This is a genomic window from uncultured Streptococcus sp. (assembly GCF_963525625.1).
Taxonomy (GTDB): domain Bacteria; phylum Bacillota; class Bacilli; order Lactobacillales; family Streptococcaceae; genus Streptococcus.
In genome coordinates this window covers 20,789-46,864 of record NZ_CAURLD010000005.1, presented here as the reverse complement: position 1 = coordinate 46,864, position 26,076 = coordinate 20,789, and the positions used below count along the sequence as shown (strand labels likewise).

General features: G+C 43.4%; 25 protein-coding genes. 21 read left to right on the top strand and 4 right to left on the bottom strand.

Annotation, left to right across the window (positions count from 1 at the left end):
* Positions 1-105: 105 nt before the first annotated feature.
* From RYK49_RS04085 to RYK49_RS04045, 9 genes are all read left to right on the top strand, one after another.
* Positions 106-2,550, top strand: coding sequence for a bifunctional DnaQ family exonuclease/ATP-dependent helicase (locus RYK49_RS04085; RefSeq protein WP_314864948.1), 2,445 nt, complete (start codon positions 106-108; stop codon positions 2,548-2,550).
* A gap of 99 nt (positions 2,551-2,649) precedes the next feature.
* Positions 2,650-3,630: a YeiH family protein gene (locus RYK49_RS04080; protein ID WP_314864946.1), complete on the top strand. Its 981-nt coding sequence runs from the start codon at positions 2,650-2,652 to the stop codon at positions 3,628-3,630.
* 12 nt (positions 3,631-3,642) lie between these two features.
* Positions 3,643-4,875, top strand: coding sequence for an FtsW/RodA/SpoVE family cell cycle protein (locus tag RYK49_RS04075; protein ID WP_314864944.1), 1,233 nt, complete (start codon positions 3,643-3,645; stop codon positions 4,873-4,875).
* A 72-nt stretch (positions 4,876-4,947) separates the two neighbouring features.
* Positions 4,948-5,496, top strand: a complete 549-nt coding sequence (locus tag RYK49_RS04070; protein WP_314864942.1) for a DJ-1 family glyoxalase III — start codon at positions 4,948-4,950, stop codon at positions 5,494-5,496.
* Between the two features lie 234 nt (positions 5,497-5,730).
* Positions 5,731-6,297: an HAD-IA family hydrolase gene (locus tag RYK49_RS04065; protein ID WP_314864940.1), complete on the top strand. Its 567-nt coding sequence runs from the start codon at positions 5,731-5,733 to the stop codon at positions 6,295-6,297.
* 12 nt (positions 6,298-6,309) lie between these two features.
* A complete protein-coding gene (gene gyrB / locus RYK49_RS04060) occupies positions 6,310-8,259 on the top strand; it encodes a DNA topoisomerase (ATP-hydrolyzing) subunit B (protein WP_314864938.1) in 1,950 nt (649 codons plus the stop codon).
* An 86-nt stretch (positions 8,260-8,345) separates the two neighbouring features.
* The gene (ezrA, locus tag RYK49_RS04055; protein WP_314864936.1) at positions 8,346-10,070 is read left to right on the top strand and encodes a septation ring formation regulator EzrA; all 1,725 of its coding nucleotides are present in this window, start codon (positions 8,346-8,348) and stop codon (positions 10,068-10,070) included.
* 150 nt (positions 10,071-10,220) lie between these two features.
* On the top strand, positions 10,221-10,865 hold the full coding sequence (gene serB / locus RYK49_RS04050; RefSeq protein WP_314830913.1) for a phosphoserine phosphatase SerB: 645 nt from the start codon (positions 10,221-10,223) through the stop codon (positions 10,863-10,865).
* Between the two features lie 12 nt (positions 10,866-10,877).
* Positions 10,878-11,996, top strand: a complete 1,119-nt coding sequence (locus RYK49_RS04045) for a glycerate kinase (protein WP_314830914.1) — start codon at positions 10,878-10,880, stop codon at positions 11,994-11,996.
* On the opposite strand, the gene RYK49_RS04040 is transcribed toward RYK49_RS04045, so the two are convergent.
* The gene (locus RYK49_RS04040; RefSeq protein WP_314830915.1) at positions 11,993-12,331 is read right to left on the bottom strand and encodes a nuclear transport factor 2 family protein; all 339 of its coding nucleotides are present in this window, start codon (positions 12,329-12,331) and stop codon (positions 11,993-11,995) included. The genes RYK49_RS04045 and RYK49_RS04040 overlap by 4 nt on opposite strands.
* A gap of 1 nt (position 12,332) precedes the next feature.
* Positions 12,333-12,782, bottom strand: a complete 450-nt coding sequence (locus RYK49_RS04035) for a YueI family protein (protein WP_314830916.1) — start codon at positions 12,780-12,782, stop codon at positions 12,333-12,335.
* Positions 12,783-12,990: 208 nt separating this feature from the next.
* Here RYK49_RS04035 and eno point away from each other — a divergent pair, with 208 nt between their 5' ends.
* From eno to mgtE, 3 genes are read left to right on the top strand one after another with little or no spacing between them, the layout of a single operon-like run.
* Positions 12,991-14,295, top strand: a complete 1,305-nt coding sequence (gene eno / locus RYK49_RS04030; RefSeq protein WP_314864934.1) for a surface-displayed alpha-enolase — start codon at positions 12,991-12,993, stop codon at positions 14,293-14,295.
* 56 nt (positions 14,296-14,351) lie between these two features.
* Positions 14,352-14,981 carry an HAD-IA family hydrolase gene (locus RYK49_RS04025; protein ID WP_314830993.1) on the top strand — a complete coding sequence of 210 codons (630 nt, stop codon included), beginning with the start codon at positions 14,352-14,354 and terminating at the stop codon, positions 14,979-14,981.
* Positions 14,982-15,040: 59 nt separating this feature from the next.
* On the top strand, positions 15,041-16,381 hold the full coding sequence (gene mgtE / locus RYK49_RS04020) for a magnesium transporter (protein ID WP_314830994.1): 1,341 nt from the start codon (positions 15,041-15,043) through the stop codon (positions 16,379-16,381).
* A gap of 47 nt (positions 16,382-16,428) precedes the next feature.
* Here the strand turns inward: mgtE and RYK49_RS04015 are convergent, their stop codons facing one another.
* Positions 16,429-16,620: a hypothetical protein gene (locus tag RYK49_RS04015; protein WP_002910045.1), complete on the bottom strand. Its 192-nt coding sequence runs from the start codon at positions 16,618-16,620 to the stop codon at positions 16,429-16,431.
* Between the two features lie 68 nt (positions 16,621-16,688).
* Complete coding sequence (locus RYK49_RS04010; protein ID WP_314830995.1) at positions 16,689-17,699, bottom strand: lactonase family protein; 1,011 nt, start codon at positions 17,697-17,699, stop codon at positions 16,689-16,691.
* Between the two features lie 78 nt (positions 17,700-17,777).
* Between RYK49_RS04010 and RYK49_RS04005 the strand changes: the two genes are divergently transcribed.
* The 9 genes from RYK49_RS04005 (at position 17,778) to RYK49_RS03965 (ending at position 26,012) form a co-directional block, all read left to right on the top strand.
* Positions 17,778-17,945 (top strand): preprotein translocase, encoded by a 168-nt coding sequence (locus RYK49_RS04005; protein ID WP_314830996.1) that lies wholly within the window; start codon positions 17,778-17,780, stop codon positions 17,943-17,945.
* Positions 17,942-18,214, top strand: coding sequence for a hypothetical protein (locus RYK49_RS04000; RefSeq protein WP_002895853.1), 273 nt, complete (start codon positions 17,942-17,944; stop codon positions 18,212-18,214). The genes RYK49_RS04005 and RYK49_RS04000 overlap by 4 nt, the downstream gene beginning before the upstream one ends.
* Positions 18,215-18,242: 28 nt before the next feature.
* A complete protein-coding gene (locus RYK49_RS03995; RefSeq protein ID WP_314830997.1) occupies positions 18,243-19,508 on the top strand; it encodes an efflux RND transporter periplasmic adaptor subunit in 1,266 nt (421 codons plus the stop codon).
* Positions 19,495-20,169: an ABC transporter ATP-binding protein gene (locus RYK49_RS03990; RefSeq protein WP_002895848.1), complete on the top strand. Its 675-nt coding sequence runs from the start codon at positions 19,495-19,497 to the stop codon at positions 20,167-20,169. The genes RYK49_RS03995 and RYK49_RS03990 overlap by 14 nt, the downstream gene beginning before the upstream one ends.
* Positions 20,170-20,181: 12 nt before the next feature.
* Positions 20,182-21,399: an ABC transporter permease gene (locus RYK49_RS03985; RefSeq protein ID WP_314864932.1), complete on the top strand. Its 1,218-nt coding sequence runs from the start codon at positions 20,182-20,184 to the stop codon at positions 21,397-21,399.
* A 21-nt stretch (positions 21,400-21,420) separates the two neighbouring features.
* The gene (locus RYK49_RS03980; protein WP_268686529.1) at positions 21,421-22,077 is read left to right on the top strand and encodes a response regulator transcription factor; all 657 of its coding nucleotides are present in this window, start codon (positions 21,421-21,423) and stop codon (positions 22,075-22,077) included.
* Positions 22,074-23,447, top strand: a complete 1,374-nt coding sequence (locus tag RYK49_RS03975) for a HAMP domain-containing sensor histidine kinase (RefSeq protein ID WP_314830999.1) — start codon at positions 22,074-22,076, stop codon at positions 23,445-23,447. The genes RYK49_RS03980 and RYK49_RS03975 overlap by 4 nt, the downstream gene beginning before the upstream one ends.
* A 170-nt stretch (positions 23,448-23,617) precedes the next feature.
* Positions 23,618-24,796, top strand: coding sequence for an AI-2E family transporter (locus RYK49_RS03970; RefSeq protein WP_314864930.1), 1,179 nt, complete (start codon positions 23,618-23,620; stop codon positions 24,794-24,796).
* On the top strand, positions 24,783-26,012 hold the full coding sequence (locus tag RYK49_RS03965; protein ID WP_314831000.1) for a tetratricopeptide repeat protein: 1,230 nt from the start codon (positions 24,783-24,785) through the stop codon (positions 26,010-26,012). The genes RYK49_RS03970 and RYK49_RS03965 overlap by 14 nt, the downstream gene beginning before the upstream one ends.
* Positions 26,013-26,076: the final 64 nt, after the last annotated feature.

The following is a 26,076-nucleotide window of genomic DNA, read 5'->3' as shown; positions in this document are numbered from 1 at the left end:
TGAGTGTAACAAAAAAGCGGATTTTTTGCACAGAATTGCTTCATAGACTATGGCTGAAAATTTTCAGATGTCTCAGAAAGGCTTTTATGATATAATCATAGCAGTATGACAGAAAATAATTATAAGTATGCTGTTGTGGACTTGGAGGCTACAGGAACGGGCAGCAGTGCAAAGATTATCCAGATTGGCATTGTTCTGATTGAGAATGGAATCATTACCAAGACTTATGAAACAGATGTCAATCCTCATGAGGAACTGGATGAGCATATCAAAGAGCTGACAGGTTTGGATGATGAGCGGCTTGGACGAGCTCCGGAGTTTTCTCAGGTAGCAGCTGAGGTATATGAGCTGATTCAGGATGCAATTTTTGTCGCTCATAATGTCAAGTTTGATGCCAATCTACTAGCAGAGGCCCTTTTCTGGGAAGGGTTTGACTTGCTGACACCGCGTGTGGACACGGTAGAGTTGGCTCAGGTCTTCTATCCGACCTTTGATAAATATTCCTTGGGCAATCTCTGCGATTTGCTGGATATTTCTTTAGAAAACGCCCACACTGCTCTGGCAGATGCTCAAGCAACGGCTCAGCTATTTTTAAAAATACAAGAAAAAATCAAGAGCCTGCCCAAGGCCTTGGTTGAGAAGATGCTAACTTTGGCGGACAGCATTATCTATGAGTCGCGTTTGGCTATCGAGGAAGTTTATCAGACAATGCCGGATCAGCAAGAGAAGGAACTGCAATCCTGCCATGGTATTTTCTTGCGACGTCCCCAAAAGCTGACTTCGGAAAAGAAACTGTCGCAGGATTTCCTCACCAATCTATACCTGCTGGGCTTAGAAGATCGGCCTGAACAGCTCAAGTTTGCTCGTTTTATGGAGGAAGCTCTGAACCAGCAGGAGGCTAGTTTTTTAGAGGCGCAGACAGGCTTGGGCAAGACCTTTGGCTACTTGCTGCCTATTCTGTCTAGAGGTCAAGAAAAAGTACTAGTGACGGTTCCGACTAAGATCCTGCAGGATCAGCTGCTGCAAAAAGAAGGACGATTGTTGGAGGAAGTATTTGGTATTTCCTTTCACAGTCTTAAGAGTCCGGAGAATTATCTCAAGCTGGACCATTTCTATCAGACATTGGATAGGGAATATGATAACCGTCTGGTTAATCGCTGCAAGTTGCAACTCTTTGTCTGGCTGACAGAAACCAAAACAGGTGATTTGAATGAAATCGGGCAGGCTCATCGCTTCTCAAGCTACTTCAATGAAATCCGTCATGATGGCAAGCTAAGCAAACATTCTCTTTTTTATGAGGAAGATTTTTGGCGGTTGGGACAGGTCAAGTCAGCTACCAGTCGAGTCGTGATTACCAATCATGCTTACCTACTGACGCGTTTAGAGGATGACCAGTCTTTGCTGGACAATCGTATTCTGGTAGTTGATGAAGCTCAGAAGATGTTTTTCGCCTTGGAAAGCTTCTCTCAGGCCAGTATAAATCTAACTAAAACCCTGCAGCAGATAAATCATCTCCTTCAGGAAGAAGGGGAACTTCTGCAGCAACGGCTTTTGCAAAGCATTCAGTTTGAGCTGGCTGATGCCGCAGAGAAGCATCGCAAGAAAACATCTGAGCTAAGTCAGGAAAAGATTGCCCGGCTGCTTCAGGATGTGTCCGAGTTAAAGACAAGTGCACTTCCGGAGCTACAGCACTTGTTCAGTGGCAAATACCAGTATTATTGGTTGGTTGATGAAGCTTTGGCAGATCATCGCTTGATGACTCTGCATGCTGGCCGTTCAGAATTGCTGCATTTTACTGACTTCCTGCCTGGAAATGCTAAGGTTATCTTGGTTTCGTCTACTCTGGAAATCAGCTCTAAGGTCAATCTGACGCAGTTGCTAGGCTTTGAAAGTTATCACTTTTACAAGCTGAAAAGCAAGAAGAAGCCACTGCAGAAGCTCTTTTTAGATGAGAGTTTTCCAGCAGTAGTGGATTTGTCAACTGAGGATTTTGCCCAAGAGATTGTTGCTTGCCTGCAAGAAGTGGCAGAACTCGGTCTGCCTATCGTCGTCCTCTTTACCTCTAAAGACTTGCTTTTAACTGTTTCGGACTTGCTGGCTCTTCCGCATTTGGCTCAATATAAAAATGGTGATGCTGGAAATATCAAGCGGCGTTTTGATAGAGGTGAGGCAGGTATTCTTTTAGGATCTGGTAGCTTCTGGGAGGGGGCGGATTTTGCTGAGCAAGATCAGATTATTCAGCTGATCACTCGGATTCCATTTGATAATCCCAAGGATTTCTTCGTGCAGAAGATCAACAGCCGCCTGAAAGCGGAAGGTAAGAATGCCTTTTATGATTATCAACTGCCTCTTGCCATCTTACGGCTTAAGCAGGCTATTGGCCGGACTCGGCGCAATGAGCATCAGAAATCAGCTGTCATTCTTTTGGACAATCGCATTTCTAGTAAACGCTATGGCAAGCAGATTCAGCATCATCTGTCACAATTGGCTTCTTTGGATATTCTGCCAGAGGCAGCCATTATGCAGGAATTACAAGAATTTTTTGACTAAAACTATCAGAAATCAGCTGAGTTTTATTGGCTGATTTTTTAGGTTCATTCAGATTTTTGGGACAAAATTTGTTATAATGAGAGGCATAGGAAAGAAGGGGTGTTCGTGAAAAAATATTTACCAGGAATTCTGTTATCCTTTGGCATAGCAGCTGTTTCTATCTTTTTAGGCGGTTTGCTTCCCTTGATAGGCTCTAGTGTTTTGGCTATTGTCTTTGGGATTGTTTTGAACAACAGTATGAAGCTGCCAGCTGCTTTTCAGGAAGGACTCAGCTATTCGGGGAAGAAATTGCTGCAGTATTCCATTATCTTTTTAGGATTTTCCATGTCCATAGGTCAGGTTTCTGAGACGGGGATTTCTTCTCTTCGTATCAGTCTTATCACTATTCTGATAGCCTTTCTGGCGTCTTATCTGGCTGGCCGTTTCTTTAAAATGAACCGCGTCTTGACTATTTTAATCGGTTTTGGAACAGCCATCTGCGGCGGATCTGCCATTGCGGCTGCATCACCAATCTTGGACGCTGATGAAGAGGATATTGCCTTGTCCATCTCCACTATTTTCTTTTTCAATATTTTACCAGTATTCATTTTCCCTTTTTTAGGGCATTTGTTACAGATGTCGGATGCCTTTTTCGGGACTTGGGCTGGAACGGCCATCAATGATACTTCGTCAGTAGTGGCGGCAGGCTATACTTACAGCCCCTCAGCTGGTGATTTGGCGACCATTGTCAAGCTCAGCAGAGCTTTAATGATTGTACCAGCCTGCTTGATTTTCGTATCTTATCGCTATGTCAAATCCAAGCAATCCGCTCAAAAGACAAACTTGAAACAGATTTTTCCTTGGTTTATAGCTTGGTTTGTCCTAGCTTCACTTATCAGCAGTCTTGGGTTTCTGCCGGCTGCTGTCATCCCCTATACAAAATTCATTTCTCAGTGGCTGATGGCTATGGCCTTGGCAGCTATTGGCGCAAAGGTTTCCTTTAAGCAGTTTAAGCAAGCAGGAGCAGCGCCTTTGCTGACTGGTGCCTTTGCTTGGTTCTGCGTCGCTGTTTCTAGCTTGATTATCCAGTATTTTTTCTAAAAAGGAGGGACTATGCCCTATCAAAGACGGACGTTTGAGTCTCGGATTGATTATAGTTTAATTTTGCCCGTTTTGATGTTGCTCTCAATCGGTGTTGTGGCTATTTACATTGCTGTTAGTCATGATTATCCTGATAATGCCTGGCCCATGGTTGGTCAGCAGATTGCCTGGATTGCGGTGGGCTTCCTGCTCAGCTTTATCCTCATGTTTTTTAACACCAAGTTTCTCTGGAAAATTACGCCTTATCTCTATGTTTTTGGTCTTGGCCTCATGGTCTTGCCTCTGATTTTTTACAGCCAATCTCTGGTAGCCTCCACTGGTGCAAAAAACTGGATTGCTATTCGTGGTGTGACCCTTTTTCAGCCCTCGGAGTTCATGAAGATTTCATATATTCTCATGCTGTCGCGGCTGGTGGTTCATTTTCTCCAGCAGCACAAGCAGGATGAGCGAACCTTGGCTTTAGACTTTTTTCTGATTCTGAAGCTTGGGCTCTACACAGTGCCTGTTCTGGTTCTGTTAACCCTTCAGAGTGATTTGGGGACGGCTCTGGTTTTTGTTGCTATATACGGCGGCATCGTTCTACTGTCAGGTGTTTCTTGGAAGATTATCCTGCCAGTTTTTCTGACAGGAGTCTTGCTGTTGGGAGGATTTCTCTTTATCTTTATTTCCGATGGCGGTCGTGCTTTTCTGCATAATCTAGGCATGCCAACCTACCAAATCAATCGAATTTTGGCTTGGCTTCATCCTTTTGACTACGCTCAGACGACCACCTTTCAGCAAGCACAGGGACAAATCTCTGTCGGAAGCGGCGGTCTGACTGGTCAAGGCTTTAATGTTTCTAATCTCTTGGTTCCTGTTCGGGAAAGCGATATGATTTTTACCGTCATTGCAGAAGATTTTGGCTTTTTGGGCTCGACCATGGTTATCATGCTCTATTTACTGCTGATTTACCGCATGCTCAAGATTACGATTAAATCTAACAATCAGTTTTATACTTATATCTCAACTGGCTTTATCATGATGCTGCTCTTCCATATCTTTGAAAATATCGGAGCGGTGACAGGAATTCTGCCTCTGACAGGGATTCCGCTGCCCTTTATCTCACAGGGTGGCTCTTCTATCATCAGTAATCTTATCGGTGTTGGTCTCCTACTGTCCGTCTCCTATCAGAACAGCCTGACGGATGAAAAGAAGGAGCGAATTCCTGCTGTTCGAAAAAAAGTCGTACTGAAGAAATTAAAATAAACATAAAGTAAGTTTTTGACTCACAAATCAGATGCGATTTTGTGATTGGCTCATCTCAGAAAGGATATTTTCATGAAAAAAGCAGCTTTACTCTTAGCTCCCGGTTTTGAAGAAATAGAGGCCCTGACAGTTGTGGATGTCTTGCGCCGTGCAGGTCTTGTCTGCCATATGATTGGTTTTGATGAATCAGTGACTGGCTCTCACGCCATCACTGTTCAGGCGGATCAGGTCTGGAAGGGCAGACTGGATGACTACGATATGGTCATCTTGCCAGGGGGAATGCCAGGATCGGCCAATCTTTGTGATGATGACAGTCTGATGCAGCTTTTGCAGGATTTTCAGCAGGAGGATAAATTCATCGCTGCCATTTGTGCCGCTCCCATTGCTCTTGACCGCGCAGGTATCTTGACTAGTAAGTATTTCACTTGCTATGATGGTGCTCGAGACAATATTAAAAATGGAACTTACCGGAAAGAAACAGTTCTTGTTGATGGGAAGTTGATTACTAGTCGTGGTCCATCAACTGCCTTGGCTTTTGCCTATGAGCTGGTTCGTCAGCTGGGCGGAGACGCTGACCAGTTGGCTGATGCTATGCTTTATACAGATGTATTTGGAAATTAAAAATATGCTGGGATTCATAATGTTTCCCAGCTTTTTTGAAGTATAATTTACATTTGCGCTCCTCTATATGGAACGGGTTCAGAGATGTTGGAATGGACGAAATTAGCAGCCATTTTTAAATTTTAGATTCTTTGAGATATTTTGTTTAGAAAAAGGGTTGAAAAAGTCGGAAAAGTGCAGGATTCGGGCAAATATTAGCCCCTTTTTCATGAAAATTATGGTATAATGAAAGGTATGAATTATCAAGATTACATCTGGGATTTAGGTGGAACACTCTTGGATAATTATGAAACTTCGACGGCAGCTTTTGTTCAGACTTTGAAAGAATACGGTCTGCAAGCTGGTCACGACGAAGTTTATAAGGCCCTCAAGGTGTCTACAGACTATGCTGTCCAGCAGTTTGCTTCCCAAGAAAAAGACTTTTTAAAGTTTTATAAGGCCAATGAAGCAGAAGAATTGACTCATCCTGTCTTATTTGATGGCGCGGCAGACTTGCTTAGGCGGATTGTGGCCAAGGGCGGTCGGAACTTTCTGGTCTCCCACCGGGACAACCAAGTGCTGGAAATCTTGGAGAAAACTGCCATTGCATCAGCATTTACAGAAGTGGTGACATCGGCGAATGGCTTTCCAAGGAAACCTTCACCAGACTCCATGCTCTATCTAAAAGACAAGTATCAGATTTCCTCTGGCTTGGTTATTGGTGACCGTCCTCTGGATATTGAAGCAGGTCAGGCAGCTGGCTTTGATACCTATCTCTTTGATAATATGCAGCATCTTGAAGAATTTATAGATATTGATTAGAAAAGGAACACTATGACAGAAGAAAAGCAACAAGATATACAGGCCCAAGAATATGATGCCAGTCAGATTCAGGTCTTAGAAGGCCTAGAAGCCGTTCGTATGCGTCCGGGGATGTATATCGGTTCGACCTCCAAGGAAGGTCTTCACCATTTAGTATGGGAAATTGTTGACAACTCAATTGATGAGGCGTTGGCTGGTTTTGCCAGTCACATTCAGGTCTTTATCGAAAAAGACAATTCCATTACAGTAGTAGATAACGGTCGGGGAATTCCCGTTGATATTCAAGAGAAAACAGGCCGTCCGGCCGTGGAAACCGTCTTTACTGTGCTCCATGCCGGAGGAAAATTCGGCGGTGGCGGATACAAGGTATCGGGAGGTCTGCACGGTGTGGGTTCTTCCGTTGTAAATGCCCTATCCACTCAGCTGGATGTCCGTGTTTATAAGAACGGTCAGATTCATTACCAAGAATATCGTCGTGGTCATGTAGTCGCTGATTTAGAAATCATTGGCGAGACAGACCGTACAGGTACGACAGTTCATTTCACACCGGATCCAGAGATTTTCACTGAAACAGTAGAATTTGACTTTGAAAAGCTCAATAAGCGGGTACAAGAACTGGCCTTCCTCAATCGTGGTCTCAGAATTTCTATCACTGATAAGCGAGATGGAATGGAGCAGGTCAAGGATTACCACTATGAGGGTGGGATTGCCAGCTATGTCCAATACATCAATGAAAACAAGGATGTAATCTTTGAAACGCCGATTTATACTGACGGCGAAATGGACGACATTACGGTTGAAGTAGCTATGCAGTATACGACTGGCTACCATGAGACAGTCATGAGCTTTGCCAATAACATCCACACCCACGAGGGTGGAACGCATGAGCAAGGTTTCCGGACAGCTCTGACACGGGTTATCAATGACTATGCCAAGAAAAATAAACTTCTCAAAGAAAATGAAGATAATCTGACTGGGGAAGATGTACGTGAGGGACTGACAGCGGTCATCTCTGTCAAGCACCCTAACCCTCAGTTTGAAGGTCAGACCAAGACCAAGCTGGGCAATAGTGAAGTGGTCAAGATTACTAATCGACTTTTTAGCGAAGCTTTCTCTGATTTCCTTTTGGAAAATCCTGCGGTGGCTCGAAAAATCGTTGAAAAAGGAATTTTGGCTTCTAAGGCCCGAATTGCTGCCAAGCGAGCTCGGGAAGTAACTCGCAAGAAGTCTGGTTTGGAAATTTCTAATCTGCCAGGTAAATTGGCCGACTGCTCATCTAACGACCCACAGGAAACTGAACTCTTCATCGTTGAGGGGGATTCAGCGGGTGGTTCAGCTAAGTCCGGTCGTAACCGTGAATTTCAGGCTATTCTGCCAATTCGTGGTAAGATTCTCAACGTTGAAAAAGCCAGCATGGACAAGATATTGGCCAATGAAGAAATCCGCAGTCTCTTTACTGCTATGGGGACTGGCTTTGGAGCTGACTTTGATGTCAGCAAGGCTCGCTACCAAAAATTAGTCATCATGACCGATGCCGACGTAGATGGAGCCCACATTCGGACCCTGCTCTTGACTTTGATTTACCGCTATATGAAGCCAGTTCTGGAAGCTGGATTTGTCTACATCGCTCAGCCTCCAATTTATGGTGTTAAGGTCGGAAGTGAAGTCAAAGAATATATCCAGCCAGGTGCTAATCAGGAAGAAGAGCTTCAGGCTGCTTTGGCTCGCTACAGTGAAGGTCGCTCCAAGCCAACCATTCAACGCTATAAAGGTCTCGGAGAGATGGATGACCATCAGCTGTGGGAGACAACTATGAATCCTGAACATCGCTTGATGGCGCAGGTTTCAGTGGATGATGCAGCGGAAGCTGACAAGATTTTTGACATGCTGATGGGGGATCGAGTTGAACCTCGTCGTGAATTTATCGAAGAAAATGCTGTATACAGTACGCTCGACGTCTAAAAAAATCAGAAAAATCAACCATTATGGGCAAAAATATGATATAATCATTATGTTTGCTTTATAGTAACAATGTGAAGGAGTTCTATATGTCTATTGGACTAGTTATTCTCGTTGCTGTGGTAGCTCTGCTTTTGGTTGTCGGCTATGGTACTGCAGTTCTGATGAGAAAGAGAAATGAAGCTTTACTTCAAAATTTGGAGGAGAGAAAAGAAGCACTCTATAATCTCCCTGTAAATGATGAAGTTGAAGAAGTAAAAAATATGCATTTGATTGGGCAGAGTCAGGTAGCCTTCCGTGAGTGGAATCAAAAATGGGTAGACTTGTCCTTAAATTCATTTGCTGATATCGAAAATAATCTATTTGAAGCAGAAGGTTACAATAATTCTTTCCGTTTCATAAAAGCCAAGCATGCCATCGGCAATATTGAGAGTCAGATTGATTTGATTGACGAAGATATCAAGATGATTCGTGCTGCCTTGGAAGATCTTAAAGAGCAAGAGTCTAAAAACAGCGGTCGTGTGCTCCATGCCTTGGATTTGTTTGAAAAACTGCAAACCCAGGTGGCGGAGAATGCAGACTCGTATGGGCAAGCCCTAGCTGAGATTGAAAAACAGCTGGAAAATATTCAGTCAGAGTTTTCTCAGTTTGTGACCCTTAATTCTTCAGGTGACCCGGTTGAGGCGGCTGAAATCTTGGATAAGGCAGAGGATCATATTCTTGCTCTGACACATATCGTTGAGAAAGTTCCTGCCATTGTCGAAGAGTTGACTGTGAAATTGCCAGATCAGTTGGAAGACTTAGAATCTGGTCACCGTAAGCTCTTGGAATCTGGTTATCACTTTATCGAAACAGATATAGAGTCACGCTTCCAGCAGCTACATGCAAGCCTCAAACGCAACGAAACCAACATTTCAGCCTTAGAGCTGGATAATGCTGAGTATGAAAATGAGCAGGCGCAAGAAGAGATTAACGCTCTCTATGAAATTTTTACGCGGGAAATTGAAGCTCACAAAGTAGTGGAGAAGTTGATTAAAAACTTGCCTAGCTATCTGGCTCATACAAAGGAAAACAACCAGCAACTCCAAAAAGAGATAGAACGTTTGTCTCAAACTTTCCTTCTCTCTGATACAGAAACTTCTCATGTCAAGGAGTTGCAGGCTGAGCTTTCTGCTCAGGAAGATGTGGTTCTTAGCGCGGTAGAAGATTCTTCTGAAACCAAGCAAGCTTATTCAGTGGTTCAGGAAGAGTTGGAAGCTATCCAGGAGCGTTTGAAAGAAATCGAAGATGAGCAGATTTCTCTTGGTGAAGCACTGGCAGAGATTGAAAAAGATGATGCCAACGCTCGCCAGAAAGTCAATATCTATGCTAACAAATTGCATACCATTAAGAGATATATGGAAAAACGCAATTTGCCAGGTATTCCAGACTCTTTCTTAGAAATTTTCTTCTCAACCAGCAACAATATTGAAGAGTTGGTGAAGGAATTGGAAGCTACACGAGTCAATATCGAATCAGTTAACCGTTGGCTGGAAATTCTAGGAAATGATATGGAGCAATTGGAAGAAGAAACCTATCGTATCGTCCAAGATGCTACCTTGACTGAGCAGCTGCTGCAGTATTCAAACCGCTATCGTTCCTTTGACGATAATGTACAAGCAGCCTTCAACAAGTCCTTGTATGTCTTTGAACATGACTACGACTACGCTCAATCCTTGGAAATCATTTCAAAAGCTTTGGATCTTGTCGAGCCAGGTGTGACCGAGCGCTTTGTGACATCCTACGAAAAAACACGCGAGAATATTCGTTTTTAAAAAAAGTTCCTGAGGGAACTTTTTTCTTTTACAAAGAGAAAGCTAGAGAACAGTCAGTAACAAGGATTCTGGGACTTCAATTTTCCCCAGCTTGTTTTGAAATAGAATTTCCTGTATAATACAAAAAAATAGAAAGAATGAGGTCGGACAATGAAAACAGTCAAAGGCTTGTTAGTCATGGATGTAGACAGTACCTTAATCATGGAAGAAGGGATCGACCTGCTAGGTGAGGAAGCGGGTGTAGGAGCTCAGGTTGCGGCTATTACCGAGCGTGCCATGCGAGGAGAGTTGGACTTTGAAGCTGCCTTACGTGAGCGGGTTGCCCTTTTAACAGGCCTGCCGGAGGATATTTTTGCTCGAATTGCAGAAAGAATCCACTTCACGCCAGGAGCCAAGGAATTGGTCGATGAGCTGCATAAACGAGGTTATAAAGTAGGCTTGGTGTCAGGTGGTTTTCATGAGACGGTGGACAGACTGGCTGAGCAGCTTGGAATTGACTATGTCAAGGCAAATCGTTTGGAAATCCAGCAGGGCTTTTTAACAGGCCAAGTCTTAGGAGAGATTGTCACTAAGGACACAAAGCTTGCCATGCTAAAAGCATGGGCAGCTGAAAACAAGTTGGAATTAAATCAAACAATCGCTATGGGAGATGGCGCCAATGATCTGCCTATGATTCAAGCGGCAGGGATAGGAATTGCCTTTATGGCCAAGTCAATCGTGCGAGAGCAGGCTCCATATCAGATTGAGGAATGCAATCTCTATCGGGTCATTGATTTTTTAGACAATAGAAAATAGTAGGAGAGAAGCATGCATATTCTAATTGCACCGGATTCTTTCAAGGAAAGTTTGTCAGCTGCTCAGGTTGCTCAAGCTCTGCAGACGGGCTTTTCTCAGGCCTTGCCAGATGCTAGCTTTGACCTGCTGCCAGTCGGTGACGGGGGCGAGGGGACAATGGCTGCGCTGACAGTAGCCTTGGGCTGGGCTGAATTTCATCATACTGTGACCGGACCCTTTGGCCATCCGGTAAAAATGCCTTATGCTAGAAACGGTCAGCAAGCGCTTTTTGAAATGGCTGATTTGGTCGGACTTGCGTCTATTCCTCAGGAAAAACGAAATCCCTTGGCCATAGAGACCAAAGGATTGGGAGAATTGATTTTGCACCTGGCTGAAGACGGTGTCAGAAAGATTTTAGTTGGTGTTGGAGGTTCGGCCAGCAATGACGGTGGGATTGGATTAGCTGCCGGTCTGGGCTATGAATTTTTCGATGTGGACAATCATAGACTACGCCCAATTGGCTCGTCTTTGGGAAAGGTCGCTCGAATATCAGCAGAGCAGGTTCCTGCTTTCTTGAAAGAAGTTGAGATTGAGATTTTGACTGACGTTGACAATCCTCTTTGTGGAGCGCACGGTGCGACAACTGTTTTCGGAGGACAGAAAGGTCTGTCTCCTCTCCTATTTTCTCAAGTAGACCAAGCCATGGCAAGCTTCTATCAGTTGGTTGATCCTCAGGTGATTGATATGGATGGAGCTGGGGCTGGAGGCGGAATGGCAGCAGGACTGGTTGCTTTCGCCGGAGGAAAAATCGTTTCGGGTATTGAAACCTGTCTAGATTTACTGAATTTTGATGAAAGAGTTAAAAAAGCGGACTTGGTCGTAGTTGGTGAAGGGCGGATGGACCGTCAGTCTTTGGCGGGCAAGGCACCAGTAGGGGTGGCAAGGCGAACACCAGAAGGCATCCCTGTACTAGCGATTTGCGGTAGCCTGGCTGATGATTTACCGGATTTCCCAGTTGAGAATATCCAGGCAGCTTTTCCGATTATTGCGCGAGCAGATAGTTTGGATAGGATTCTAGAGCAAGCGGAGCAAAATTTGATTCGCACAGCAAGAAATATTGGGCATCTACTAAAAATGAAAAAAGGCGGTTAGTCCGCTTTTTTTAGTAGATATTCAATTTCTTTGACAATCATGCCCTTTTCAAAGAAGAAGATGTCACAAGACAGGTTACCAAAGTCATTTTCTAAAATGGTCACAATCCGATTCTGGTCGGGACTAAGCTGATAATAAGTGCAACGAAACTGGACGGGGTTCTTATGATAGACTTTTTGAATTTTAGTCAGGTAGTCCGCTTTACCTTTGATGATTTCGATTGTGTTATCCTGTAATTCCCAGCTAACATGATCAGAAAGAAAGGTCTGATAGGTTTGCCAATCACGCTGATTTTCTGCTTCAAAGAAGGCAAAAAGTTTTTCTAAATTTGTCATCCTATCCAAACCATTTTTTCCATAGGGAGCGCTTTTCTTTTACTGGTTTTTCTGCTGGCTGAAGGAGACTAGCAAACTGTTGGCTCATGTCCTTGTCATCTACTTGGACCAGATGGTCGCTATGGACAATCAGGCCAAAAGGAGAAGACTGGTAATCGTCTGAGACGATAGTAGCCTCGCAGCCTAGCTCCTTAGCAGTTTTTAGATAAAAGATTTGATTGCCAGACTCGACTTCTGGGGAAATTTTGACAATTACTGGTTGGCAGTTTTTCATGATGCTGCTGAGCATTTCTTTGAAATGATTTCGAATGAAAGAGTCGTTGGCTTGCTCAATGGAGCAAGAAGCCAGCACTCGCTCCTCAAAAGTCCCTAAAAACCTACGCTGTTCATCAGGGTTGAGCTTGACTCCGCCCTGAGCTTTTTCCATGATTACTTTATTAATATCAGTCATAATAAAATTGTACCATAAAAGGAGAAATTCTAAAAGGTCGAATCTTCTTTCTGATTTGCCGGAAAAACATTTATATAGTAAATTTGGAATCGTTTTCTTGTGCAAAATTTCTCAAATTTGCTTAGATTATCTATTTTTCCTTGAAAAAAAAGCGTTTTTGAGGTATCATAGACTAGTAAATAATTTTAAATAATAAGGAGAGTAAGAAATGTCAATTATTACTGATGTTTACGCTCGCGAAGTCCTAGACTCACGCGGTAACCCAACACTTGAAGTAGAAGTTTACACTGAATCAGGTGCTTTCGGACGTGGTATGGTTCCATCAGGAGCTTCTACTGGTGAACACGAAGCAGTTGAACTTCGCGACGGTGACAAATCTCGTTACGGTGGTCTTGGTACACAAAAAGCTGTTGACAACGTAAACAACATCATTGCTGAAGCTATCATCGGCTACGATGTACGTGACCAACAAGCTATCGACCGTGCTATGATCGCTCTTGACGGTACTCCTAACAAAGGTAAATTGGGTGCAAACGCAATCCTTGGTGTGTCTATCGCTGTAGCTCGTGCTGCTGCTGACTACCTTGAAATCCCACTTTACAGCTACCTTGGTGGATTCAACACTAAAGTTCTTCCAACTCCAATGATGAACATCATCAACGGTGGTTCTCACTCTGACGCTCCAATCGCTTTCCAAGAGTTCATGATCTTGCCAGTTGGTGCGCCAACATTTAAAGAAGCTCTTCGTTACGGTGCTGAAATCTTCCACGCTCTTAAGAAAATCCTTAAATCACGTGGTTTGGAAACTGCCGTAGGTGACGAAGGTGGATTCGCTCCTCGTTTCGAAGGAACTGAAGACGGTGTTGAAACTATCCTTGCTGCGATTGAAGCTGCTGGATATGTTCCTGGTAAAGACGTATTTATCGGATTTGACTGTGCTTCATCAGAATTCTACGATAAAGAACGTAAAGTTTACGACTACACTAAATTTGAAGGTGAAGGCGCTGCTGTTCGTACATCTGCAGAACAAATCGACTACCTTGAAGAATTGGTTAACAAATACCCAATCATCACTATCGAAGATGGTATGGATGAAAACGACTGGGATGGTTGGAAAGCTCTTACTGAACGTCTTGGTAAGAAAGTACAACTTGTTGGTGACGACTTCTTCGTAACAAACACTGACTACCTTGCACGTGGTATCCAAGAAGGTGCTGCTAACTCAATCCTTATCAAAGTTAACCAAATCGGTACTCTTACTGAAACTTTCGACGCTATCGAAATGGCTAAAGAAGCTGGTTACACTGCCGTTGTATCACACCGTTCAGGTGAAACTGAAGATTCAACAATCGCTGACATCGCAGTTGCAACTAACGCAGGTCAAATCAAGACTGGTTCACTTTCACGTACAGACCGTATTGCTAAATACAACCAATTGCTTCGTATCGAAGATCAACTTGGTGAAGTTGCTCAATACAAAGGTCTTCAAGCTTTCTATAACTTGAAAAAATAATCTAACAAGATATAAGAGGAGCTAGGACTTAGTCCTAGCTTTTTTGGGGTAGAAAGATGAAACAATGGATATTTTTTGATTTAGGGTCAACCCTAATTGATGAAAGGGAGACCTATCATCTTTTCCTAGAGCATTGCTTAGAAGTTCTGTGTGAGACTGGGCATACTTTATCTCTTGAGGAATTTGAGGCTAAAATGATAGCTTTTGCTAAGGAAAATAAAGATCCTGTTAAGAAGTCATGGACTTTCTTTGCACCGAGTGCTCTTTCACGTCACAAATGGGATCATACAACAGATATTCTCTTTCAAGATGTAGCAACTGTTTTGGGAGAATTGAGTAAATCTTATCGCCTTGGAATCATTGCCAATCAGCAAGAAAATCTAGCAGAGCGTTTAGAACGATTTGAACTAGGCTCTTATTTTGGAGTAGTTGTAGGTTCTGCTGATGTTGGATTCAGTAAACCTGATCTAGCTATTTTTGAATACGCTTTGGAAAAAGCAGGTATTTCTCCACAGGAAGCTATTTACGTTGGAGATCGTATTGACAATGATATGATTCCTGCTAAAAAGCTACGAATGACAACAATCTGGATTCGACAAGGTTTAGGAAAACATAATCAAGAGAACCCTGCGTTTCCTTGTGACTACATGGTTGAAAAAGTAAGTGATTTACTGAGGATTTTATAGCTTTCTTGTATAAAAATCAGTCTTTTATGGTATACTAGCAAAGTGGAAGGAGGAGCACAATGGAAGAATTATTAAATCAGGTCTTACTATCACAGGATAGGGAAGTTTTTAATCAGATATTTGACGATTACTATCCCATTGATATTGCTCTTTCTTTGGAAGCCTTGGAGGATGAGGAAGGGAATCTTCTTAAAACCTTTACGGAAATGGCTAGTGATGATCAATTGGTAGAGATTTTAAAAGAAGCCGAGCCGGAGTTACAACGACAGATTATCCAATCGATTTCTTTCAAACGTACCAGCACTCTTTTTTATCTTATGCCAGATGATGATGTGGTAGATATTTTGGGTTACTTGAGTGTGGACTTGCGTAAGCAATACTTAAGTATGATGAAAAATGCCAGTCAAGAGAATTTGAAAGCTATGTTGGCTTACGATCCTCAGACAGCTGGTGGTCTGATGACGAAAGAATTCATCACCTTAAAAGAAAATCTAACTGTCTCCGCGACTCTCAATAAATTGAGGGAAATTTCGCCCAATACGGAAGTTATTGATACCTTATTTATTAGAGATGCTCATCATTCGCTGGTTGGCTGGATTGATATCCGTGATTTGTTTATTCATGATGCGGAAATGAAACTCAGCGAATTTATGAACACTCAGTTAGTGACTGTGAAGCCAGAGGTTGACCAAGAGGAAGTGGCACAGCTTTCTGCCAAATATAATTTATCTGTCGTACCGGTCGTCAATCATCGGCAGGTATTGCTAGGAATCATCACAATTGACGATATCGTCGATGTTTTGCAGGAAGAGTATCAAGAAGATATCTTGCGGATGGGTGGTGTACAAGAAAGTGAAGAAATTGGTGGGCCTTTCGTCGAATCACTCAAGAAACGCTTGCCTTGGTTGATGATTAACCTAGTGACAGCCTTTCTAGCTTCTGCGACGGTTGCGCTCTTTGATGATACGATTTCAAAAGTTGTAGCATTAGCAGCGATTAGTCCTATTATCACGGGAATGGGCGGAAATTCTGCCTCTCAGACACTTGCTTTGGTTATCCAGGGGATTGCCTTGGGGAAACTAGATTTGAAAGAAGATCGGAATTTAGTACTCAAAGAAATCGTGCTAGCTTTGGTTAATGGTTTCTTTACAGGCTTGATTGCAGCGATTGTCATGTTTGTCTTCTATCAAAATTTCTATCTGTCTGTTATTGTGGTATTGGCTATGATGATCAATCTAGCATGTGGTGCTCTATTTGGTTACTTTGTACCACTGATTATCAAGACACTGCATCAGGATCCAGCTCTAGCCTCAACCATTTTCATTACCACGGCAACAGATGTGTTAGGTTATCTAGCTTTTCTAGGCTTAGCACAAATTTTCTTATCATTGATTATATAAAAAATGATACACAAAAAACGCTTGATTTTTCAAGCGTTTTTGTTTTCTTAGTTGTCGAACAAACCTTTAACTTTATCAATAGCACCGCTGGCCATTTCATTTCCAGCTACTAATTTTTTAGCTTGATCAAGGTATTCACCGAGTTTGTCTTTGTTTTCTTCGATAAACTTTTTAGCGCCATCAAAGTCTTTCTTTTCAATCATTTCTTTTACTTGGTTAAATAAATCTACTGGATTCATAGTTGTTGCTCTTTGGTATTTTTTTATACTATTTAATCAAATTTCTAATAGAAAGACAAGGATTCTGCTTATTTAAAGGTCACACAAACAGCTTCGGGAACGTAGAAATCATGGGAGATTTCTGTTAATTTTCCATTCTCTGCATCGCGTTTGAAAATAGTTGCATTATCAGAGTCTTGATGGACAGCGATGATATGGTTTTGATCCGGTGTGATGTTGAAATCTCGTGGATTTTGACCATTGGTAGGTACAATCTGGATTAACTCCAAGCTGCCGTCAGCTAAGATTTTGTAAACGGCAAGAGAGTCATGACCACGGTTGGAACCGTAGAGGAACTTGCCATCAGCAGACAGACGGATAGCAGCAGTTCCATTGGCTCCTTCAAAGTCCTCTGGCAAGGTGGAGACAGTTTGCAAGTGTTCAAAATGGCCGACTCCATCGTAAATTAGGACTTCAATAGTAGAATTAAGCTCACAGATCAAATATGCGATTTTATAATGATGGTGGAAAACGATATGGCGGGCACCAGCTCCAGTGGCACACTTGTAGGTATCCAGAGAAGTAATCTTTCCGTCTTCAGCAACATCATAAGTGGTTACTTCATCAGTTCCCAAGTCGCAGGTGATCAGGTATTGATCTGGTGTAAGGTCAGCATAGTGGACGTGGGCTGAAGCTTGGTTGGCATGCGGTCCTTGACCTTGATGGATAGCTGAGTCAGCCAGTTCCAGTCTGCTATCAGCCAGTCGTCTGTAGACCAAGACTTGCCCCTTATGATAATTGGCACCGTAAACCAAGTCACGCTCTTCGTCTACTGCGACATAGCAGAGCGGAGCCCCTTCTTCAACGACATGGTTGAGGAGCTGACCGGCCTGGTCAAAGGCTGCAATACCTCCCTGTCCGTCCTTTGCTCCGACAGAATAGAGATGTTCAGCCTTATCAAAGGCTAGGTAGGTTGGACTAGGCTCTTCAGCAAGCAAGGTCAAGTTTTCTAAAGTTCCTTTCTTAGAATTAAAATCTGCTTTGTAAATTCCCTTGGAATCTCTGCGAGTATAGGTTCCAAAGTAAACCGTTTGTGTCATGATATTACCTCGTATATATTTAGATTGCTTGCTACTATTATATCATAAAAGCAGAAGATAGGGCTTAGAGCGGAAGATTTGCCTGATTTTCAAAAGAATAGTATTGGTTTTGAAAAAATAGATAAAAAACAGATAGTGGGTAGGAAGGGGATAGATGGCTTTGTTAGAATAGAATTGTTCAAAAAAACAATTACTGTCAGGAAGAAACAAACTTCCTGCTTGATAAACAAAGGAGAAATCAAATGAACGTTAAAAAAATTGCTATGCTCGTTGCTCTTATCGGAATGTCAGGATTCTTTTTAGCCGCATGCGGAAATAAAGAAGCAGATAACTCAGAAATTAAGGACGGGAAACAAGTGGACTTCCAGAAGGATGCTGTTGATAAGAAGACCAAGACAGTCGATGGCAAAGAAGTGACAGAATACACAATGCCTGATGGAAATGTTATCCAAATCCCAGCAGATGGTGAAGAAATTCCAGAAGATGGATCAGGATCTAGCTCAGAAGCTGAATAAAGGTTAAAACATGTAGGTTGGAGGCAATATGTTTCGAAGAAAAAAAATGAATCGTAAGACCATTCTATTGGGCAGCACGGTCATTCTTGCTTGTGCTGGACTGGGAGGCTATCTGTATTTTAGACAGATCAATCAACAACAGGCCATGAAAATGGTAGATAAGACGATTGATTCGCTGACGGTCCAAGAAGCTGTCAATAACAGTAAAAAAACAAGCCTGGTTTTATCTGGGGAAGTAGTTGCCAACAATAGCAGTAAGGTCAAGATTGACCCTTCTAAGGGGGAAGTCAAGGAAGTATTTGTCAAAAATGGCGATACTGTTACACAAGGGCAGCCGCTCTTTTCCTATGCGACAGAGCAGCAATTGACAGCCCAGTCGGCTCAATATGATGCTCAGTCCAAGGCTAATGGCATTACAGCGGCTCAAAACAGCGCTGCGATTAAATGGGAAACTTATAATCGCAAGTTGGCCAGTCTCAATGCTCTCAAAGACAAATACAATTCCAGTCAGGATGAGTCATTGCTGGAGCAGATTAAGTCTGCTGAAGACGAGCTGGCTCAGGCGCTGAGCGATGCCAAGACTGCGGATAATGAAGTAACAACAGCTCAGATTGAGGCTGAAAAGGCTCAGGTGACAGCTCAGACAGAATCAGATCGAATGAAGTATGATACTGTGACTGCCGATACAGCAGGAACGATTACCGCTATGAATGAAGATTTGCCCAATCAGTCCAAGGCCAAAAAGGAAGAAGAAAACTTTATTGAGATTATGGACAAGTCTAAAACTCTGGTCAAAGGGACTGTCAGTGAATTTGACCGTGAGAAGCTGAGTGTTGGCCAGAAAGTGGAAGTGGTGGATCGCAAGGATCCTAAGAAACGCTGGAGTGGTACAGTAACTCAGGTCGGCAGCCTGACAGCAGAAAATACTTCCAATAATAATGGTGGGAATAAGCAACAGGAAAATCCCAACCAAGGTAAGTATCCTTATACTGTTGAGCTGGATCAAGGTGGTGAAATGCCACTGGTGGGCTCCCATTCCTATGTCAACATCGTGGAGAATGCTCCCGAGGCAGGAAAGGTAGTTGTCAATAAGGCCTATACTTTCAGTAAAAATGGCAAGACCTATGTCTGGAAGGTAGAGGGCAAGACTCTGAAAATGCAGGAAGTCAAGACCAAGAAAGTTTCTGACCGTTTGGTGGAGATTACAGAAGGTTTGACTATGCAAGATACCATTTCGACCCCAAGAGCAGGTATGGAAGAAGGGATGGAGGTAGGACAGCATGTTAAAGCTTAAGGATATCCACAAATCTTATCAACAGGGCAGTCAGGAATTTCCAATTTTGAAAGGAATTGATCTGCATGTGAAAGAGGGGGATTTTCTGGCTATCATGGGACCGTCTGGTTCTGGTAAGTCAACACTGATGAACATTATCGGCTGTCTTGATAAGGCAAGTTCGGGGACTTATCATATTGAAGGGACCGATGTGTCTGAGCTGTCTGACAATCAGCTGTCCGATTTGCGCAATCAGAAGATTGGCTTTGTTTTTCAAAATTTTAACCTTATGCCCAAGCTGACGGCCTGTCAAAATGTGGAACTGCCTCTGACTTACATGAAAATTCCTAAAAAAGAGAGACGGGAGCGGGCACTGGAAATGCTGCGATTGGTCGGGCTGGAAGAAAGAAGTGATTTCAAGCCTATGGAGCTGTCCGGTGGTCAGAAACAGCGGGTAGCCATTGCACGAGCCTTGGTAACCAACCCTAGCTTCATCCTTGGGGACGAACCAACGGGGGCCCTGGATACCAAGACCAGTGTGCAGATTATGGATCTTTTCAAGCAGTTTAATGATGAGGGTAAGACCATTGTCATCATTACCCATGAGCCGGAAGTAGCTCAACTCTGCAAGCAGACGGTTATCCTGCGGGACGGTAATATAGAGAGCAAAGCGATAGGATAGAAAGGAAGCTGTATGGAAGATATTTTTGTAGCTCTGAATTCAATCTTGTCGCATAAAATGCGCTCTATGCTGACCATGTTGGGGATTATCATCGGGATAGGCGCTATCATTGCTATTTTTTCTATCATTGAGGGAAATACGGAAAATACCAAGCGTCAGCTCATCGGCGGCAACAATAACACAATCAAGGTCGTCTATGACAAGAAAAGCTCCATCGATCCAACCATTCCAGAGAAATCTCAAGCTCAGAAACCTTCTTATATTCCCTTTATGGGAGAGGATGTGCTGAGTAAGATTAAGGAAATCTCTGGGGTAAAGAATGCTCTGCTGACCTATGGTACAGATGAGAAGATTTACTACCTGAGCCAAAAGTCGTCTGGGAAGATTCAGGCAGTTTCGCAGACAGCCGCTGACATCAAGCAGCAACGTCTGCTGGAAGGTGAAGGATTTGACTCAGAAGCCTTTAAAAATCAAGAGCAGGTGACCTATCTGGAAAAGTCGCTTTATGATAGTCTTTTTCCAAAGGGTGATGGTATCGGCAAATATGTTGAAGTCTTGGGCAATCCCTTTAAGGTCATTGGCGTGTTTGAGTCGACTGAGCAGAGTGGTTTAACAGCTGGTGCGGAAAAGGTGGCCTATATTCCCTTGCAGCAGTGGCATCGGATTTTTGATACCATTAATGTCAGTCCAGAAGTGACTGTCCAAACCCACAAGGCTGATGATTTGAAGAAGGTGGCCAAGAAGGTCAGTGATTATCTCAATCAGCAAATGCCACCGTCGGACTATATGTTTGGTGTGCTCAACCTGCAGGAATTTGAACGGCAACTGGACAATCTCAACAAGTCTAACTTCGTCTTGCTAGCAGGTATTGCCAGCATCTCTCTCCTAGTCGGTGGTATCGGTGTTATGAATATCATGCTGGTATCAGTGACAGAACGGACTCGTGAAATCGGGATTAAAAAGGCTCTGGGAGCTAGACGGAAGATCATTCTCAAGCAGTTCCTGATTGAGGCAGTTATCCTAACTCTGATGGGAGGAATTATTGGCGTGGTGGCTGGTATTGCCTCTGGCTTTGCCATCACTCAGTCTCTGGCTTATCCGTATATTCTATCCCTCTTTTCTGTCTTTGTAAGTTTGATCTTTTGTTGTATAATAGGAGTAGTATTTGGGCTCCTGCCAGCTGTGAAAGCATCCAAGCTGGATCCAATTGAGGCCCTGCGATTTGAATAGGTAAAGGAGAAAAATCTAAGTATGCACAAGATTCTAGTGGTGGAAGATGATACGACGATTAATCAAGTGATTTGCGAGTTTTTAAAGGAAAGTCAGTATGAGGTAAGGCCAGTATTTGATGGTGGCGATGCTTTGCAGGCTTTTGAAGAAGAACCCTTTGATCTGGTCATCTTAGATATGATGCTGCCGACCAAGAGCGGTCTGGAAGTACTGAAGGAAATCCGCAAGACTTCTCAGATTCCGGTCATGATCTTGACAGCACTTGATGACGAGTATACCCAGCTGGTCAGCTTTAACCATCTCATCAGTGATTATGTAACTAAGCCTTTTTCACCGCTAATCTTGGTCAAACGGATTGAGAATATTCTGCGCAGAAATACTGTTGCTTCAGAGATTGCTGTTGGAGATTTGACGGTTTCGATTGATGACTGCACGGTTTACTGGCAGGGCGAAAAGATGCCTCTGACCAAGAAAGAATATGAAATCTTGCAAGCTCTGGCTAAGAGGAAGGGCCACTTGGTGACCCGTGATCAGCTCATGAATACCATTTGGGGTTACAGTGAGCTGGATAGCCGGGTACTGGATAATCATATCAAGAACATCCGTAAAAAGATTCCGGGTGTGCCGCTGAAAACCATTACGGGTATGGGCTACCAGCTTGGAGGAGAAGACAAGTGAAAATTGTCAAAAAGAACTTTCTCTTGACCTCGTCCATCATTTTCGTGGTGGTGACTATCGTTCTAGCCAGTCTTTACTTTGCCATGCCGGTATATTATCAGCAGGTTAAGAGTGGAGAAGCTAAGAGAGAATTTGACCAAGTTTCCAAGCAAGTCAAGGGAAAGTCCAGTCAGGAAATCGGCGAGCTCTTGAGTGATTATAGTAAAAAGAGCAATCTGATTTGGTTTACCTTGCTGGCGAAAGACAATACGATTCTCTATCCCTCACTCGATGCTGGTGATGAAAGTTCTCTGCAGCTGACCATCGTTCCAACGATTGCCAACAGCGACTATGAGAGCAAGAGTTTATCAGAAAGTTTTCGAACTTCAGATGGTAAAGAAGTTGTCCTGAGAGGCGAATATTCCTTACAGCCTGTTTCTGATGCTAGTCGGATTTTGCTCAATCTCTATCCATTTGTCTTGCTTGTGTCTCTGAGTCTAGGTGGTCTGGCTGCCTATCTCTATAGCCGGACTTCCAGTCAGCGGATCAAAGCCATCTCTAAGAGCACCCGTCAAATGACGAGTCTGGCTCCAGATGTGACCTGTCAGGTCAAGGGGCGTGATGAGATTGCTGAACTGGCCCAAGACATCAATCATCTCTATGCTAATCTACTGACCAGTATAGAGGCTCTGCGCCTAGAAAATGAAAAGGTAGCAGAAAGCGAGCGGGAAAAGGCTGAGTTTTTGCGGATGACATCGCATGAGCTTAAGACCCCCATTACCAGCATGATGGGGATGGTCGATGGCATGATCTATGGAGTAGGAGAGTTCAAGGATCGAGACAAGTACTTGCAGAAGTGCCGAGAAATTCTAGAGGAGCAGTCGGAGTTAGTCCAGTCTATCTTAGCCATTTCTAAACTGGAGATGAAGACTGAAACTGAACAGGAAGTCTTTTCACTCAAGCAGGTCTTGGAGGAAAATCTGAGCACCTATCGAGTTTTATCAGATGTCAGACACTACCATTTTCAGGTTGAGCTGGCAGAAGCGAAGGTCAAGGGGAACCGCACCTATCTGCTCAAGGCTATCAAGAATCTTCTGGACAATGCTTTTCATTATACAGTAGAAGGTGGACAGATTCTACTCAGACTGGAAGAGCGTAAGCTAGTCATTGAAAATGAAGCAGAACGAGTCTTAAACAAAGACCAAATCCAGCAGATTTTTCAGCCTTTCTACCGGCCAGACTACAGTCGCAATCGCAAGGATGGCGGAACTGGTCTGGGACTCTTTATTGTTCAGCAGATTTTGGACAAGCATGGTCTGCGATATCAGTTTGAAGCCGTTGATGGGCGGAAGATGCGCTTTAGCATTTCTCTGCCGGCTGTTGAAAAATAGCCTTGTATTCTAGCTGGCCCTGCAGAAGCTGAAGAGAGAAGTCAGATGCTGTATTTTGCGAAAAATACAAGTCTTCTGGCTCCTCTCTTTTTTTGCTTTTCTCTATAGCTGAACAGAGAATTTTTCTCTGAAAAATGTTACAATGAAATGACGAGTTAAAGGAGGAGAATATGGAGCATAAAGAAAAAGATTTTAGCCTATCCTGGTTTTTTAAATGGTTTTTAGATAACAAGGCCATTACAGTATTTCTAGTAACCCTTTTGATGGGACTGAATATTTTTATACTTAGTAAAATCAGTTTTATTTTTAGCCCAGTCATTGAATTTTTGGGAGTAATCATGCTGCCGGTTATTTTAGCTGGCCTGCTTTATTATTTGTTAAATCCCATCGTCGACTGGATGGAAAAGCACAAGATTAATCGACTGGTTGCTATTACCATTGTCTTTGTTTTAATTGCTTTTTTGATTATCTGGGGCTTGGCTGTTGCTATTCCTAGTTTGCAGCATCAGGTCATGGCCTTTGTTAGAAATGTTCCGGCTTATCTGAAGCAGGCTGACAAGTTCATAGACGATGTCGTGACTAAGTATATTTCGGCAGATTTCAAGCCGCAGATTGAGGAATACACTAGCAATCTGTCTAGCCAGATTACCGATTGGGCCAGCAATTTTTCATCGCGGGCAGTCAATTGGGCGGGTAACTTAATCAGTACAACTTCGCAGATTGTCGTGGCTATTATCATCATGCCGTTTATCCTTTTTTACCTGCTGAGAGACGGGAAAAATCTGAAAGGCTATGTGACCCAGTTTCTGCCGACTAAATTCCGCGCTTCCTTTGGTCAAGTGATGACGGATATCAACAGCCAGCTGGCCAACTATGTGCGCGGTCAGGTGACGGTTGCTATCATTGTAGCTCTGATGTTTATTGTTTTCTTCAAGATTATTGGCCTTCGCTATGGTGTCACTCTTGGAGTAATTGCGGGCGTTCTCAATCTGGTACCTTATCTGGGCAGCTTTTTGGCCATGCTTCCGGCTCTGGTAATCGGTTTGATTGCTGGCGGTCCGGTGATGTTGGCTAAAGTCATTGTCGTTTTCATCGTTGAGCAGACTATTGAGGGGCGTTTTGTTTCTCCTCTGGTCTTGGGCAGTCAGCTCAGCATTCATCCGATTACGATTTTATTCGTATTATTGACTTCTGGCACCATGTTTGGGATTTGGGGCGTTTTCCTGGGAATTCCTGCCTATGCTTCAGCCAAGGTAGCTATTGCGGCTATCTTTAAGTGGTATCAGAAAGTAAGTGGCCTTTACGAAGCCGATTTTGAACAAGAAGGAGAAATCAGTGAGCAAGAGTGAGCAAATGTTGGCAGCTTTACAGGAGCAGGACCTAGCTCTGGCTGACCGCTATTTCGAGCAAGCCCTGACTACAGACAGCGAAGAAGAATTATTGGATTTGGCCGATTACTTAGAGAGTATCGGCTTTTTCCCTCAGGCCAAGCGTATTTTTGAAAAGTTGGCCCCTGACTATCCAGCTTCTTATATCAGTCTGGCAGCTATTGCCAGCGATGATGGGGACTTGGAGCAGGCCTTTACCTATCTGGAGGAGATTCAACAAGGCAGTGACTGGTATGTTGCTGCTCTCCTGGCTAAGGCTGACCTCTATCAGCTAGAGGGACTGCCTGATGTGGCTCGTGAAAAATTAGCTCAGGCAGCAGAGCTGACTGATGAGCCTTTGGTAACCTTTGGTCTGGCTGAGATAGATATGGAGCTGGGGGATTTTTCTCAGGCGATTAAGGAATACGCCCAGCTAGACAATCGTACAATCTTTGAGCAGACAGGTGTCTCAACCTATCAGCGGATTGGGGTCTGCTATGCCAGTCTTGGAAAATTTGCAGCGGCCATTGAGTTTTTGGAGAAAGCTGTTGAGCTGGAGTATGACGATGCGGCGGTTTATGAGCTGGCAACTATATTAGCGGATCAGGAAGAATACCAGAAGGCCAATCTTTACTTCAAGCAGCTGGATACTTTGTCGCCAGATTTTGAAGGCTACGAATATGGCTATGCCCTATCTCTTCATGGAGAGCACAGGACGGCTGAAGCCCTGACCCTTGCCCAGCAGGGCTTGGCTAAGAATCCTTTTGAGACTCGGCTCTTGCTTTTAGCCTCGCAACTTTCTTATGAACTTCATGATGAGGAAGCGGCCGAACATTATCTCTTGCAGGCTCAGGAAGATGCGGATGATTTGGAAGAGATTGCCTTGCGATTGACTACTCTTTACTTGGAACAGGAGCGCTATGAGGAGATTTTAGAATTTGCAGAGCAAGAAGTCGATAACGCCTTGACCCGCTGGAATCTGGCGCGTGCTTATCAGGCTTTGGAAAATCTGGAAAAAGCAGAGGAACTCTATGATCAACTGGCTCGTGAATTGCAAGATAATCCAGAGTTTCTAGAGCAGTATGTCTATCTTTTGCGAGAACTAGGCAGATTCGAAGAAGCTAAAAAGTCTGCTGCTTCTTACCTGAGATTGGTACCTGATGATGCTAGTATGCAGGAGCTTTATGAAAGCTTATAAGAGCTAAAGAAGCACTCACTCAGCCCTTTCCCATAATTTGTGGTATAATGATTGGCGGTAGAAA